The organism is Dehalococcoidia bacterium (assembly GCA_003597995.1).
Classification (GTDB): domain Bacteria; phylum Chloroflexota; class Dehalococcoidia; order Dehalococcoidales; family UBA1222; genus SURF-27.
Genome location: QZJY01000044.1, coordinates 1 through 15287 on the forward strand (window position 1 = coordinate 1; position 15287 = coordinate 15287).

Sequence of the window (15287 nt, forward strand, 5' to 3'; positions counted from 1 at the left end):
TCCGTGTATTTCTTGCGTTGCATGTAGAGTCCTCCTGTTCGCTATATTCTAGCGGAGAACCCTAAGATGCTGTTGGCTTTATTTACGGGGGGAACGTCAGGCAGGGATAAGACCGACTTTTTCGTTGGCTTTCAAATAAACGACCTGCAATCTCTCATCTTCGGAAGTCAAAGAGAAATCAGATGGCAGTACATAAAGGTTAATTAGGCCAAGATCTGATGTCTGAACGGTGACGCAAGAGTCGAGAATTCCAGACGATCTGAGTTGGCTTGTTATCTGCGTTAACCCAGCCTTCAAATTCAGAGCAATTAACTGATCCTTGAAGGATGTCATCGCCTGCAAGTCCGAAGAATAATTGGTAAAAGATTGAGAAATATTACTTACTAGAGGCTTGACAACCTCCAATAATTGTTCAAAAGTAATACTTCTAGTAAGGGGGGCAGTAGAGGTTGGCACAACGATACTAGAAATTGCTGGCGTGGGCACGGCTTTGCCACATGCGATAAGCAAAATCAAGCAGGCAGATAATATAATGAGTACTATTTTGCCTGGTGTGACGGTCCGCCTATTACCCATAGTCTTAATTATAGCGTCCCTGTCAAGAATCGTTTTTACCCAATAATTAACCTAAATATAGCTGTCGCCTCACGGCCGTTTCAGTAAGTTATACGGTTAACCAAAAAGCTGAACAATAAAAATGAAACGAAGAATATGGCCATGAAAGCTATAAAACCTACGGCATTATTCTGGTTAAAGCCAACCTCGATTAGAATGTAGAGGCCGATACCGAAAACGAGCAAAAATGGCAATAGACTCTGGTAAACATGTTTAACTTGTTTCCCGTGTACCGAAGGGAATGTTTCCAAAACGAGATATTCTTGGCGTGAACCGGAGCGTTTGGTAGGGATCAGTCTGTGAGATTTGATAGGAATAATTGGAATTACAATTGTAAACCATTCAGTTGTAATATATGAACCATTGGCTTTCGGCTCAGCACGCCCCCAAAAACTTGTTCCTATTCCATTTGGTGTGCCAGGCATCGATTAAACCTCCTACGTAATAGTGGGACTAACCAGATGATCTGTGAGCCGGGTCATTAAAAGCGCGTTGCCAAGTCCCAAATTGGCTCATGTTTTTATTATTCGTTCGTATTCCCGGCGCCTGTTTTGGTGTATTGAACATCAGGCTCCAGCGCAGGAACGGGGTTGATAGTTTTGAAGCTCTTGTTTTTTAGCGGCAATAAGAACAACGCTCCTAAAATCGGGGTAAATAAACTGGCGTATCCTGAGCTATAACTCGCTCCGGCAGTTACCCAACACCAAAGAATATACCAGCCCATGCTCCGATTTTTATTTCCGAGGTACCAGGCACTGCTGATTCCTGCCAGAACAATGCCGATAATGAGACCATAGGTGATAAAATAAGCTATCGTATAGCAAACGAATATTGCCATCGCCAACGTTAAGTTCAAATGCTTTTCGAACCATTTCATATTCAACCGCCTCTTTCTTTATAAAAGTATTCCAATTGCCAACGTACCTTTAACCACTACGCCCCAAATAAATCTTGTCGAAATTATACCACTGGCAGTCAATGATTATGAGAGATATTTCATAACAGGATATCTACAAACTCGTACAGTCGCGCAAGGCGGAATTCTCCGACCTCTACGCGCGCATGGACGATGACCGTGACCTGTACCACCTGAAGAAATACCAGTGGCCATCCCCTGTTGACATAAACCATCCCCTCCGATAGAGTATATACGGCCAAGTAAACCGGGCGACCGCCCCGTTTTAACGGGGAGGAAAGTCCGAGCTCCACCGGGCAGGATGCTGGATAACGTCCAGGAGGGGTGACCCTACGGCTTAGTGCCACAGAAACATACCGCCCGCCTCAGGCGGGTAAGGGTGAAATGGCGAGGTAAGAGCTCACCGGCGCGCCGGGTAACCGGCCGGCTGGGCAAACCCCATCCGGAGCAAGACCAAATAGGGGGACCTGGGTGCCCGGCCTTTCCCCGGGTTGGTCGCACGACCCTGGCGGTAACACCAGGGCTAGATAGATGGTCGCCGTCCGCCTCAGGCGGATACAGAACTCGGCTTATAGGTTTACTTGGCCACCTTGCGAGTTTCCAGAGCTTGCACACCTCCGAAAACCCCGGTGGTATGCTAGTTCTGTGTTCGAAGATTATCATCAGGAACTGCTACAGAGCGACCGGGACGAAAAAACAATCAAGCGCTACGGGCAAGTCATCAGCACCTACCGGAAGTGGCTGGCTGATAGACTGCCTGATGTGGTCACTGCTAAAGAATATCTAGCTGATCTGAGACAAAAGGGCTATAAACCAAATTCGGTGCTTCTCCACTACCATGCATTGCAGGTTTTCTTTGATTTCATCGGTCAGCCGTTTAAGCTCAAGATGAAGGCCTCAGGTGCTGCCGAAATACTACGATCAGGGGGATTTTGAAGGGTTGGTCAGACAGGCTGAACTTCTGGCCAATCCACGACTAATCCTGCGGCAACCCGAAACCGTTGACATTTATAGATACAATCCCCAGTTGCCCAAGGATAGCATTATTCGGTTTTGGTTGGTATATCCAATTTCGCGAAGGTAAATGATCCATGGAAACAACCAAATGCGAATAGTACTAATAAAGGTGTTTATAGTGATGTGATGAGTATCCTAAGTGGCCCCCTATTGGGGCGGGTCTCTTATAAGATAAAATATGATATAATATTTCGGGTAATTAGTATTTAAAAGCTTAGACTAGCGTATTGCTATTGGCAGCTCAGTTAATCAGGCTTTACGAATTCACTTTTAATTAATGGTCTGTTCGGATTGATTAAGTAAGGGGAAAGGTAAAATCATGTCAAATAACTGGCAAAAAAGCTACGATGAATTAAAAGAGTTCATTCTTAGTCACCCTAATATTGAGATAAGCAAGACATGCGTGGTGCTTCCAGAGGATGTACGCTCGGATTTCTACCGTTTATTCGACAGCGTGCATACAAATCTGGCCAAGGATTATTTTACCCCTGAGTTAGAAGAAGGGATAGTCCTTGGCAAGAAATGGAATGATGCGACTCAGGAGGCGACGGACAAGCTAAATTTGGCAGGCATAGAAATAAGCGGCGGATTGGACTGGTTTCTGCGTAACCCCATCGATGGCGTGATCCGCGGACTATACGGTCCGTTGTTCGATTTACTCAAGGGGACAACACAGCTGGATACATTCGAAAAGGTAGCCAGAGAAAGCCTGAGCCGGGATTTCGCCACCTTTATGCGGGCGGGATACCGGGACTGGGTTATGGTCGCTGTTATCAATAAAATTCTACCCGATGAACTTTATAGCGTAACGGCACCGCCGTTTGACGGAGAAATATTCCCGGGGTATCACGAAGATAGTGTTCCCGGCGCCCAGGCCAGCCAGAAGATTTCTTTAGAGCAAAATTTAATATGCAGTTTTTTCACTCCCGGGATTATTTTACATTCCAATAAATTTAAACGCTTTGTAACTATTGTACCGTGCCATTTTGAGGCTTACTGGAAGGCCAGATCGACCAGCCAGAAGCAGGAATGGATGCGTTTGAAGGAAATAGAAAAGGAGTTTGGCCGGAACAAATTGTGGCCTGATGTTTTGATCTACACGGCTGAAGAAAAGGAAGATCTGGTGCTGGTGGCAGATTCTCATTATATCGCCAGGCCGGACATAATCATAGATTTCAAGGAAAATGCCGACTGGTATGAAAAAGAAGGGTTAGACGATGTCAAGCGCCATTACGATGCTCTCAAACCCAAAATCGGTAGTTTCGTGGTCTGTCGGAAGCCTGTTCCTGAGGCTGCGACTACGGCATTGCTCGACCTGTTAACTATTCATACCCAGCAGGAAAATAAAACGCTCTCGGTAGATGCAACGGAATCAAATATGTTGACCCCAAATGAACCTGCCGGTGAACCTTTGCCGGAGGCTAAACCTGAATATAAAATTCAACTGTTACATGTGGGAGACGAGGTTGAAAACTTGAATCCCATAATTGACGCTCTAGTTTGACCTGGAAGGAATGATGCTGGCTTCGCGCTATTTTGGGAACAGACGGAATGAAACCAATGTTAAAAGTGCTATTGGTGTTGATGACAATAGCGTTGGGCATAAGCCCAGGTTGCAAGTATTCTATAAACTCTAGCAACGTGGGAAGCACAGCGTTATCGCTCGGATGGTTTAAAAACGCCCGATTATGATTGGAGAAATACGCAATGGACATTCGGCGACCTATCCGTATCCCCGGACAAGGCTAGTATAGGGGAAAAAATATTAGTTAAAGCCTATATCTACATCCCGGGTATTGTAGAGAGAATAGGGATAGCTTATATAACCCTGAATGGGAAGCTATGGGATAAACAGCAGTTTCTATTCTATGGAGACGAGATTATTCCAGTACAATTTTATGTAACAGTTGCTCAAGCAGGCACTTACCAGACCGAATTTGGGGCCTATATTGCCGATGATACCAGCTACACAATCGGTCAGGACACCCTTACTGCCATGCTGACAGTGTCCCAGTAATCATCTTCCCAAACCTGCGCGCGGAATATCAGCCTTTGTTTCGGCGCAATATTATCAAGAGACCCGTAACCAACGCGGTCACAGTCAATACAAGCAGAATTATCACAACCGTTTGTTTGTCTCCCTGTTCGGATGCGGTGGTTGCCGGGGCGCTTTCAGGATTTGACGCAACCTGACTGGGCACAGTTTTATCAGCTTGACTACCCTCTGAACTGGATGGCTGGTTCTGCCCGGTGGTATACAATGAGGTGCCTGGCGTTGGGCTTGGGGATATTGGCGTGGTGCTAATTATCGGCACACCACCCGTACCCACACCGGTTAAGGGAACCTTGAATTTAACTTCGCTCAGGTCTATCCCGGCATTGGTGATTATCACCAGCGTGGCATCCTGTGCTCCGTTACTTACAGGCTTGAAGACCAGCCCCAGAGTAGCCGACGTACCATTATCTATAGCTCTATGCTTGACGTTATCGTCGATGATTGAGAAGCTGGCAGAATTGGGCCCTTCGATATACAAATCCGGCACGACCAGGGTAAAAGTGCCGCCTGGCAGGTTAGCCACGGTAAGACTAACCGCAGAGCTGGGCTGCCCGACTTCCTGTGACCCGAAATCGACATATTCAGGAGTGATTTGTACCAGGGGGAAAGATCCCGCGGCAATCGGAACGCTGTTGAATATAAGGATACAAGACAGTGTTGTTAAGGCGACCAGCAGTAATATTAATTTCATAGACCACCACCTGAAAGCATTTTTCACTATTAGATTACCCAACTTCACATTCTTGTGATGTGATTTTTGTCACCAAAAAAGTTATATTTATTTCCCTCATGGTCGCGTTATTCAATGCATATCAGGAGTAACCGCCGGTTTAGATCCGAAGTAAGCCTCGTACACCGCATGCCAGGATAAAACGGCAGCTATGAAATAAAACACCGAACCGGCAAATTTGCCGGTTCGGTGTCGTTGACATTATTCAGGGAGTTATTTACATGCTAAAACGGCACGTTTGACCACGGTCTTGGCGATCTGAATCATGTACTTGTTGCCGTAGCTCCAGCCGGTAACGGGCAGCGCCATGGCGCCGGTTACGGCTGCCGCTCCGGCGGCCTCGGCCACGGTGTTGTCGATAGTTTTGCCTTTGACGGCATCCTCAGCCGCAGTGACGCGGCGAGGAGTGTTGTGCACCGCGTTCAGGCATATGCGGGCGTTGGTGCCACCTATCATGGCGGCGCAGTTGACGATGGGGAAGTCAAAGGACTTGCGCAGGGCGAACTTGACGAAGGCGCTTTTGACGCCCGCGGCTGGTGCGGGCACCTGAATCTCGATGACAATCTCGTCGGCATCCAGAACCGTGGTGCCTTCGCCTGCGGGAGCCAGTTTCGTCGCGAAGAAGTCCTGGGCAGCCACTGTCTTCTTGGAAGTGACAATCTTGGCATCCAGGGCCACCAGGGCAGGGGCTATGTCGCTCGGGTTGACGGCCACACAGCCGCTCACCGCGCCGAAGATGGAGTGGTAGCGGTTGTCACCGGCCAGCGCATAGCACAGACCCTGGGGATTCTTGCGCAGACAGGCGAAGGCATTGTGTTCGTGGCGATAATACCAGCAGCGCACATGCTGGCAGATGTTGCCGCCGATAGTGCCCATATTCCTGAGCTCGGGTGACGCCACTTTGCGCGCGGCTTGAGCCAGAGCGGTGTACTTGGTCTGCACCACGGAGGAATCGGCGATTTCCGACAGTGTGGTCAGCGCGCCGATTTTGAGCACTCCCCCCTCTTCAGTCAGTTTGCTAAGAGCAGCAATACCCTTGATATTGACGAGCGTATCGGGGAGGTTTGGCGATGTCATGCTCTTGAATTCACCGATTATATCGGTGCCGCCGGCAATAACTGCCGCCTTGCCTTTTTTGAGTTCGGCTATCGCAGCATCAACAGTGGTTACGTCTACGTGTTTAATGTATTTCATATTCTGCTCCTATGCCTTTCCCAGAGCCTGCAGGACTTTCCAGGGCAAGATCGGGCTTTCCTTGACCCACTTGCCGGTGGCGTTATAGAGCGCCGCATTGATACAGCAGTAGGCATTTACCACTGGCTCGCCGATACCGTGCGCGCCGTATGGGCCAGCCGCATCATCCGATTCCGTGATAGAAATCTTGTTGCGGTCCTGATGGATGTCCAGGCTTGTAGGAAGTTTGTGATCGAGGAAGGATGGGTTTAGAATAGCTCCAGAGGCTTTTTCGACAACATCTTCGTACCACAGAGCCTGTCCGGCGATAATCTCGAGGCCGCCGAACATCTGCTTTTCAGTGCCCCGGAGATATACGGCCCGGCCTGCATCAATCACGTTGACCATGCTGAGTATCTCGATTTCACCGGTTTCCGGGTCAACGGCTATCTCGGCGGCGGTGACTTCCGAGCCGCGCGTCTCGCAGTCGGTGCCGATTGGCCAGTTGAGGACAGGGCGTCGCAGCTTCTTGGCCCATGTATAGCCCCTGCCGATTATGGGGTTGCTGAACTTGGCGGCTACTTCTTTCCAGGTCTTGGAATTGGCAGGGTTGGCCGTTTCGAAGATTTTACCATCAGCGGCGGATAGCTTATCCTTGGTGAGTGGCGGGGTAAACATGGTGGCAGCCACGGCAAAAGCCTGGTCGCGCGCGTCCTCTGAAGCCGATTGGAAAGCGGCCCCCAGGGTGATGGTGCGCGTAGACCCGCCTTCGGAGCCACCTTCTGAACTGGTATCGGTCTCGCCGATAGACCCGATTTGCACATCGTCATATAGCATCCCCAGAGTTTCAGCCACGATATGGGTGCACGATATGACGGAGAAAGAGTTGTAGCTCTGCCCATGGTTGGTAAGGGCTTTGCCGTCGCGGGTGAGGTGGACCACGGCGCCTACCGGGGCTGAAAGCTGGCCGTGGCTGTCTACGCCACCGGCGATGCCGATGCCGTGGAGCCTGCCGTCAGGTAAAGTTTTGGCACCCGGGGCGTGAAACTTGGAACTCCAGCCTATGGAGTCGGCCGCCGTCTGCCACATTTCCTTGATGGCAATGCTGGCGTATGGCAGTTTGGTGTCCTGATGCACCAGATCCGGGGTTACGGAGTTCTTTATCCTGAAAGCCACCGGGTCCATGTTGAGTTTGTAGGCTACCATGTCAATCACCTGGTTCATGATGAAATCGCCCGGAGGGTCAGCCACGCAGCGGAAGTATCCTGTAGGAGGAGTATTGGTAGCTATGTCCTGTGAATCGAATCGCGCGTTGGCGCATTTCCAGGTGGTGCGTAACATCCAGTGCAAGCCAGCTGCCCAGACCGAGCCGTTGCCGCCGGCGTCGCCGTACATGGTGCAGTCTATGGCGACAATCGTCCCATCGTTCTTGACGCCTATCTTCACCCTGCCCTTGGCCTGATGCTGGCGCATGGCGTTCAGTACGAGCTCGCGGCGACTGAGCTGATACAGGACCGGCATGCCGGCTTTCTTGGCAAGCACTGCGGCGATAACGCCATATTCACAGGTGTGTTTATCTCCGTGGCCCGAACCCGAACCATGCGATACAAGATGGGTCATTTGAAGCGGGACGTTGAGGCTGCCGGATACCGCGCTTCTCTGGCCGAAGGGATTTTGCGACGAGGTCCACAGATATAGATGTGCTCCCACCCAGGTGGCCAGTGCGCAGCGGGGTTCAATTTCCATGTGCTGCCAGCGGTATGTCCAGCCGACGGTTTCTTCAACAGTGACGTCGGCCTGCTTGAAGCCCTCGTTGACGTCTCCGCGCACGATCGAAGTGGTGCGAACGTTGGTGTCAGGCCAGACACCGGATAACGGAGCTCCCGGCTTGAGAGCGTCTTCCGCATCTACCACCGCGGTCCCCTGGTCATAGGTTACCTTGACCAATTCAACCGCCTGGTTCGCGGTCTCTTCATCTATGGCGGCGATGGCGCAGACTTCCTGCCCCCACCATGTGATGTTGGCGTTGAGAACGGGGCAATCTTTGTAGGTAGTCACTGCCTTAACGCCAGGTAACGCTTCAGCGGCGCTGGTATCGATATTGGTTATCTTGCCTTTGGCGATGTTGGATAACACCGTGCGACAGATGAGTTTTTTACCGGGGAAATTGTCGCCGGCGTAGTCCCAGTCGCCGGTCATCTTCTTTATCAGGGTATATTTTTCCTTATTGCCTTGTTTACCTATTACGTTTAGAGCCATATCTGTCTCCTTATACCTTCATCACAGCGTCGACGTAGAATTTGGTGTTGCCGCAGGTGCAGATGTGGCCAGAGAGCGCTTCGCGGACTTCGTCGAAGGTTGGTTTAGGTTTCTTGTTAAGGAGTGCTTGGGCTGACATAAGGAAACCCGGCGTGCAGAAGCCGCATTGCAAGGCATCATCGTTAAAGATAGCTTGCTGCAACGGATTCAATTTTTGGCCGCTCTGTCCAGACAAACCTTCGATGGTTTGTATTTGCGCATTGTTGGCCTCAACGGCCAGCACCATGCAGGAGGCGACGGATTTGCCATTCATGATGATGGTGCAGGTGCCGCATTCGCCACGGTTGCACCCGGTCTTGGTACCTACCAGGCCCAGTACCTCGCGTAGAACCCAGGACAGAGACCACCAGGCCGACAGATTGACCAGCTCATACTTTTTACTGTTGATGGTCATGGTGGTAAATGTACCGGTTGGCCCGGTCGGCGGCGCTGTTACTGTTACGGTAGTAACGCCACCGGTCTTGGTGACCGTAGTAACGCCACCGGTCTGGGTGACCGTTTTGGTCTGTGTCAGTGTCTCCGTCGTCGCTTTGCCGCAGGCACTAAGCAATCCCATGGAACCGATAGTAGCCCCGCCTACTACCAATCCGGCGTCTTTGAGGAATTCACGCCTGGATAACCCGTGAGTTTCTTCCTTTTTCACTTGTTCTGACATTTCGATTTACTGTTTCCTCCTTTAATAGAATCGTAACGGAAAATACTCGAAACAAAATTCTGCTTTTCCATCCCTCCTTTCCTTTTAGATTTTGCTATATCCAAATTTGGTGATGATGTCTTGGGCAGACTCTGCCGCATAGCCCGATTACACCCAGGGCGGCACACGGGAGGGGGAGGTTATCATTTAAGCCGGAGTGGAAGAAAAACACCCCGGGCACCCTGATTTCCCCCGGCAAAGCCTGCCGCTATAATGTAAACAGTCGGCATAGGGAGAGGCTCTTCTTTGACAAGAAATAAATTAACAGGGGGGAGACGCATTAAAATGAAGCGTTTAAGATTGATGTTATCTTCGTCTTCCCGAATCTATAAGTTTGCCCTCCTTATGCCGACCGCCACCTCCATTTTCGCGAATATTATATTACGAGAAACAAAGCTTGTATGTCAAGCTGATTCTTTTGTAAGGTATTCACTATAAACGATGTAAGGGAAAACTTACAATAATCATTGTAAAGAGGTATAATAATAGATGATTAAGCAAGCTAAGAAACTATAACATTGATTAAATTACATGCTACTACTATAATTAGGTACATACTGAACGCTGGTAAGATTGTATGCCAAGATTAAAATATACCAATAGACTGTTTATCGTAGCTTTCTTCGCTATAGTACCTGCCCTGCTGCTCACCGCACTGATCAAAACACCGTGTCCTGTATGCGGTGGTACCGGGTCTGTTACAAACGCGCCCGGCATGGCAAATGTCAAAATCCTGGATTTATCCTTTGTGGAACTGAAGAGAGTCCAGGACACCTGTGGTGTTTACACAGTATGGAAATTTAACACCAAAATCCAGATGCTGAATGACGGCAACGAAGAAGCGGTGGGGTGGATTAAGATAATGTTGATAGACACTTCCAAAGATGAAGGGAACAACATGGTTGACAGCCAATTTGTAAAAGTGGATGTACCGGTTCAATCGATAATAAATAGCGATTATAATGTCGTCTTTGGAACCGGCCTTGATCAACCCGGTAAGACTTTATTGCGTGCCGAAGTCGTAATCGGAGGTATACCATGTATCGCATGTAACGGCACAGGTAAAATTCCGTTGAATGCGCGGCCATTCGTTTCCAGCCTGAAGGAGTACCTGAAGGAGTTAACACGCTCGGAAAATGAGTATCACCCGCCGGTGTTCATCGATTGGTCCCAGTACATTATGTCTGACCAATAGCAAAGATTCACCGGCGGTTAATTGGCGACATTAGAAAGACTGGAGTAAGGGTTAAAATGAAGGCTCAAAGATTGATAGTTGTAGTCATGATGACAAGCCTTGTGGCTGTTACAGGATGTTTTCACACTAATACTGTTTATGCCCCAGATTTAACTTTTATAACGCCGCTCCCTCTTGTCAACGTTTCACAGATGCGGGGCGATTACGCCAGTGATGTTAAGGCAGCTGATGCCAGATATGCTGGCCAACAGTTCTACTTCGGCCAGTTAAAGGTTACCGAGGTCAGTAAGGCACTTTATCCCTTACGGGCTACCGAGGAGTATGTGCTGGTAGGGAATGTGAAATTCAAACCGCGCTACGCATCCGATCTCTGGGATATCGGCGAGGGGACACTCATAGAGGTAACAGGCCAGGTGCAGGGTTATTTGTGGAACTACATCGTGGTACAGGACTGCCTAATAAGGATAGTCAGCGGGGCCAGCACCGGGACGCCCGGATATTAAGTGCTGATTTAGGTTTCTAGAGCGTGTAGTAGCCCAACACCGGGTATTTTCCCTTGAACAGCCTGGGCGGACAACCCTCCGAACTGATGTAGGCCCAATGCCTGCGCGTTCAGCGACGCGCTCACCGAGATAGTTACAATATTAGCTAGCTTTAAATTTGTCTTGTGGATTGTATCCTACGCCCTTCTTATGTTGTCAATGGCAGATGTGCAATAAAGGTTCGTTTTTAAAGTTTCAAACCTGGGCGCGCATCTCCGGCATTTTATTCCCTCCCGGTAGTCCTAGGATTTCGACTGATTTGTCGCTGAAACTCAAATAATAAAACTATTTTTGTCATTCGTCTATCTAACATACCTGTTGAGCTGTTTAAGGGGAGGCAGGACGACCACGCCATACAAAAAAATCGAGGGGGAGTCCGCTATTACGGCTCCCCCTCCGCTAAGTGCTTTCAGTCCCGGCTTATTTGATGGGAGCGGCAAAGAAAGTGCCTGACCACAGCAACCAGACAACGAGCAGCGCCCAGACGATGTTAAATGCCTGCGCCGTCACAAAAGCGGCCAGGGGCTTACCCCTCCCGACAGCAACCAAATCCTTGAATCGCGTATCCAACCCAATGGAAACAAAAGCCAGCGCGAAGAACCATTCGCGGTAACCCTTGGTGACCCCCAGAATGGCGCTGGTAGTCTTGGTGCCCAGGGACGGCTCCACAACCAGAGAAAAGATGACCGAGGCCAGTATGAATCCCAGAATGAATTTGGGCAGCCGGTACCATATATCTATAAGACGCGGTTTGCCGGTTTCATTAGCCGCAGCGCCCGGGCCTTTCCTTGATGTAAACGTCGACCAGATGGCTAAAAAGAAGGCCGCGAACCCGATGAGTACGTTCTGGGCCATTTTCACCAGCGAAGCCACCTGCAAGCCGGTGTCGGAACTGACCAGCGTACCGGTGGCCGCCACCGCAGCGGTGGTATCGATGGTGCCTCCCATCCATGCCCCGGCGACATTGGGAGCCAGACCGATGGCCTTAGCCAGTACCGGCATGAAGATTATCATCGGCATGGCTACCAGAAGGACCAGGGAAATTACGTAGCTGACATGCTTTGGACTGCCCTTGAGAGCGCCTCCTGCGGCTATGGCCGCTGATACGCCGCAGATGGACACGCCGGAGGCCATGATACCGGCAAACTCTTTGTCCATACCAAACCTGCGAGCCACCCAGTAAGCGGCAAACCAGACTACTATCACTACCAGCAAGGCCTGCGCTATGGCCACCAAGCCTCCCTTGGCGATGGTAGAAAACAGGATTTCGGCACCCAGTAATACCAGGCCGATCTTGATGAAAAACTCCGTCTGTACGGCGCTCTTGAGCCATTCAGGGACCTTGAAGATGTTGCTGACAATCAGACCCAGCAGCACAGCCCAGAGGACTGACTCCAGTCCCCAATTGGTAAAACTGGCAAACTTGCCAACCCAGATAGCTAAAAAGGATAGCCCGAATATCACCAGAAATCCCAAAACGTATTTACGTGTTGCTTTGCCCATCAAAGCCATGCCGACCAGTGTCAAGGCAAGAATGAATATGAAAAGCAGTGCTATATTGCCTAGCGTGCTAGCCCCGTTCGGCAGAGATTGGGCCAGTGATGTCCATTTCTTAATCACAGGTAACTTGGGAAGCCACCTGGCAATTCCAAGAAGCAGGACGGCAAAGCCGATCCAAACGGCCCACCAATCCTCTTTTTTCCATAGAGACGACCAATCGATTTTCAAATTTAACTCCTATTCAGTTCAGATTAATAGGATTTTCTATTCACTGGCATCTCGAGTCTACATGTGCACAGCATACTTGCCTCCCTGAACCTACCCTTATTTCCTATAGTTACTTCGTAACTGATAAGACAAATTTAGCTTCGTCCTCTTGCCTGAAACTGGATTTCAAGCCCCTGGTTCTTAACTCCTGGGCCACACTTCTGAGAGAGTCCTTGTCGCCTAACACTATTTCTGCCGTCTCGCCGGCCGTCATGCTATCTAAGAGCTCTGTCGCCTTCATCTTCGATAGCGGGCAAACGAAGTTGCGGATATCCAGTTTCTTAATGCGGGCTTCACCCGGTTCTTTTCCCAGGAAATTCTTATAGAAGCTGGCGTATTTAAAGGCATCGTCAGGCGATATGGCCACTGCCACTCCCCGGTTTGTTTTGCCGAGTTGCAGAGCGACATGCAATATGGCTCCCGTAGTCGGGCCGACCAGAATGCCATCTTTCCTGGCTAAATCTATCGCAGTCTGGTAGGCATCCTCATCTGTGACCTCGACGACCTCGTCGATAACTGACCTGTCGAGGATTTTGGGCTCTAACTCTTTAGATAGCCCGGTGATTCTCTTCAGTCCCGGCAGGTTGTGGTTGGATGAAGACGGCTCCACCGCGATAATCTTTACGGCCGGATTTTTTTCTTTCAGGTACTTGCCGACTCCGCTTATCGTCCCGCCGGTGCCTAAACCGGCAAAGAAATAACCGATCTTGCCGGCTGTCTGCAGCCAGATCTCTGGCCCGGTTGTCCTGTAATGGGCCTGCACGTTCAGCTCGTTCTCATATTGATTCGGGCTGATATAGTTATCTCTGGTGGCCGGGCTACTGACTAAAGCATTGACTAAACCCCTGGCGCCCTCGGTCGGGAATAAAGGGCAGAGCGCGTCATCAGCTTCTCTCACTTTGACGCCCATCAGGCTTAGCAGCACCTTCTTCTCTTCAGGGATGCGTTCAGGCACGGCTATCTCTATTGCCAGGCCACTGGCATTGGCCAGCCCGGCCAGGGCGATACCCGTATTCCCGGATGACGGCTCGATGACCGTCCTGTTTCCTGCATCCAGGCCATTCAACATTTCTAGCGCGATTCTGTCTTTTACCGAGCCGAACGGGTTATATCTTTCGAGCTTGAGATAGACCTGAAAGCCAGGGTTCTGGTTAATCCGGTTGACCCTGACCAGCGGGGTCGGATTCTCCGGGTTGGCTATCATCTGCGTTATATTGGAATAAACCCTTAATTTGTGGTCATACCCGTCGGCCTCATTTTTGTTTAATTGTGTACCCATGTGTCACTCCTGATTATTGTTTGTCGTGACTGCTATCGAATCACTGAAACTTGTAAGCTTCTCCTTAACTTTATCTATACCAATTTCATCAATGATGGCGGCTACATCAGCGCCCCGTGCTCTAACCAGATTCAGGCATTTTTCAGCGATCTGCAGGGCTGTCTCCTCCGACACGAATTGGGCAATTACAGTGCCTAACCTCGTGTCTTTACCTTCATGCCCGCCGACCAGTACGGCATAGCCTCTCCTTTTCTCGGTTATAGCTTCGAAAGGGCAAACAGAGAGGCATTGACCGCAATAACGGCACTCTTCGTTATCTACAATGGCTATGCCATCCTTTATCTCTATGGCTTTTCTTTTACAAATCGGAACGCAGAGACCGCAGCCGTCGCACAAGCTGGCATTGACTTCGGGTTCCACTCCCCCGTGAAACCCTATGTCGCTCAGATGGGCAATACCGCACGAGCTGGGGCAGCCGGCAGCGGATATCTTTATTTTCAGGTCGCGCATGCCGAGTTCATCAATTTTTCTCTCGATGCCCCTGAGCAGGGGATGGGTGTTCATGATGCTTTCGGTGCAGCAACCCCCGTAGCAGGTCTGAAGATTATCTATGCCGCCGTCCAGTATCCGCAGGCCGACTGTCCCAAGCTCCTTTTCAATATCCGGAATATGCTGTTTATCGATGCATGGAATTTCGGGAGAGCCGCGCACCACGAAATGGACGAAGCCCTTTCCGAACCTCTCGGCAATATCAGCGATCTTTCTTAGCTGCTTCGAATCGACCTCTCCGCAGGTAGCCCTGATCCTCAGAATCGTCTTGTCGCTCTGGTCTTCGATTAACTTTGTATGGCACTCGACCACCTGCTGGTCGGGTCTATTCTGCAAATCTCTGGTTAAATACTGTTTAACCGTTTCAACCCCGAGCCTGTTAATGAGGTCAGCGCCCCGCTCCCCCGTCTTTCCCCGGCTCCCAATCAGCTCAAA

At 50.1% G+C, this 15287-nt stretch carries 12 protein-coding genes and 1 other RNA gene; 4 read left to right on the forward strand and 9 right to left on the reverse strand.

The genetic code is table 11. The features are described from left to right. Positions 1-656 precede the first annotated feature (656 nt). Complete coding sequence (locus C4542_05980) at positions 657-1040, reverse strand: hypothetical protein (GenBank protein RJO61613.1); 384 nt, start codon at positions 1038-1040, stop codon at positions 657-659. 98 nt (positions 1041-1138) lie between these two features. Next, a complete protein-coding gene (locus C4542_05985; protein RJO61614.1) occupies positions 1139-1492 on the reverse strand; it encodes a hypothetical protein in 354 nt (117 codons plus the stop codon). 278 nt (positions 1493-1770) lie between these two features. Here C4542_05985 and rnpB point away from each other — a divergent pair. Then, positions 1771-2119, forward strand: an RNA gene (gene rnpB, locus C4542_05990) — RNase P RNA component class A. Between the two features lie 748 nt (positions 2120-2867). Next, entirely contained in the window at positions 2868-4052 is a 1185-nt protein-coding gene (locus C4542_05995; GenBank protein RJO61615.1) for a hypothetical protein, read from the forward strand. 541 nt (positions 4053-4593) lie between these two features. On the opposite strand, the gene C4542_06000 is transcribed toward C4542_05995, so the two are convergent. The 4 genes from C4542_06000 to C4542_06015 form a co-directional block, all read right to left on the reverse strand. After that, positions 4594-5295, reverse strand: coding sequence for a hypothetical protein (locus tag C4542_06000; GenBank protein RJO61616.1), 702 nt, complete (start codon positions 5293-5295; stop codon positions 4594-4596). A 252-nt stretch (positions 5296-5547) separates the two neighbouring features. Continuing rightward, positions 5548-6528 carry a molybdopterin dehydrogenase gene (locus C4542_06005; GenBank protein ID RJO61617.1) on the reverse strand — a complete coding sequence of 327 codons (981 nt, stop codon included), beginning with the start codon at positions 6526-6528 and terminating at the stop codon, positions 5548-5550. Between the two features lie 9 nt (positions 6529-6537). Beyond that, positions 6538-8766, reverse strand: coding sequence for a xanthine dehydrogenase family protein molybdopterin-binding subunit (locus C4542_06010; GenBank protein ID RJO61618.1), 2229 nt, complete (start codon positions 8764-8766; stop codon positions 6538-6540). Between the two features lie 10 nt (positions 8767-8776). Continuing rightward, positions 8777-9481, reverse strand: a complete 705-nt coding sequence (locus C4542_06015; protein ID RJO61619.1) for a (2Fe-2S)-binding protein — start codon at positions 9479-9481, stop codon at positions 8777-8779. A 616-nt stretch (positions 9482-10097) separates the two neighbouring features. Between C4542_06015 and C4542_06020 the strand changes: the two genes are divergently transcribed. Then, a complete protein-coding gene (locus C4542_06020; GenBank protein ID RJO61620.1) occupies positions 10098-10715 on the forward strand; it encodes a hypothetical protein in 618 nt (205 codons plus the stop codon). Positions 10716-10771: 56 nt separating this feature from the next. Beyond that, complete coding sequence (locus C4542_06025) at positions 10772-11218, forward strand: hypothetical protein (GenBank protein ID RJO61621.1); 447 nt, start codon at positions 10772-10774, stop codon at positions 11216-11218. A 459-nt stretch (positions 11219-11677) separates the two neighbouring features. Here the strand turns inward: C4542_06025 and C4542_06030 are convergent, their stop codons facing one another. From C4542_06030 to C4542_06040, 3 genes are all read right to left on the reverse strand, one after another. Then, entirely contained in the window at positions 11678-12985 is a 1308-nt protein-coding gene (locus tag C4542_06030) for a putative sulfate exporter family transporter (protein RJO61622.1), read from the reverse strand. Between the two features lie 109 nt (positions 12986-13094). Continuing rightward, on the reverse strand, positions 13095-14303 hold the full coding sequence (locus C4542_06035; GenBank protein ID RJO61623.1) for a pyridoxal-phosphate dependent enzyme: 1209 nt from the start codon (positions 14301-14303) through the stop codon (positions 13095-13097). A gap of 3 nt (positions 14304-14306) precedes the next feature. Next, on the reverse strand, positions 14307-15287 hold a 981-nt coding region (locus tag C4542_06040), incomplete at its 5' end, for a 4Fe-4S dicluster domain-containing protein (protein ID RJO61624.1).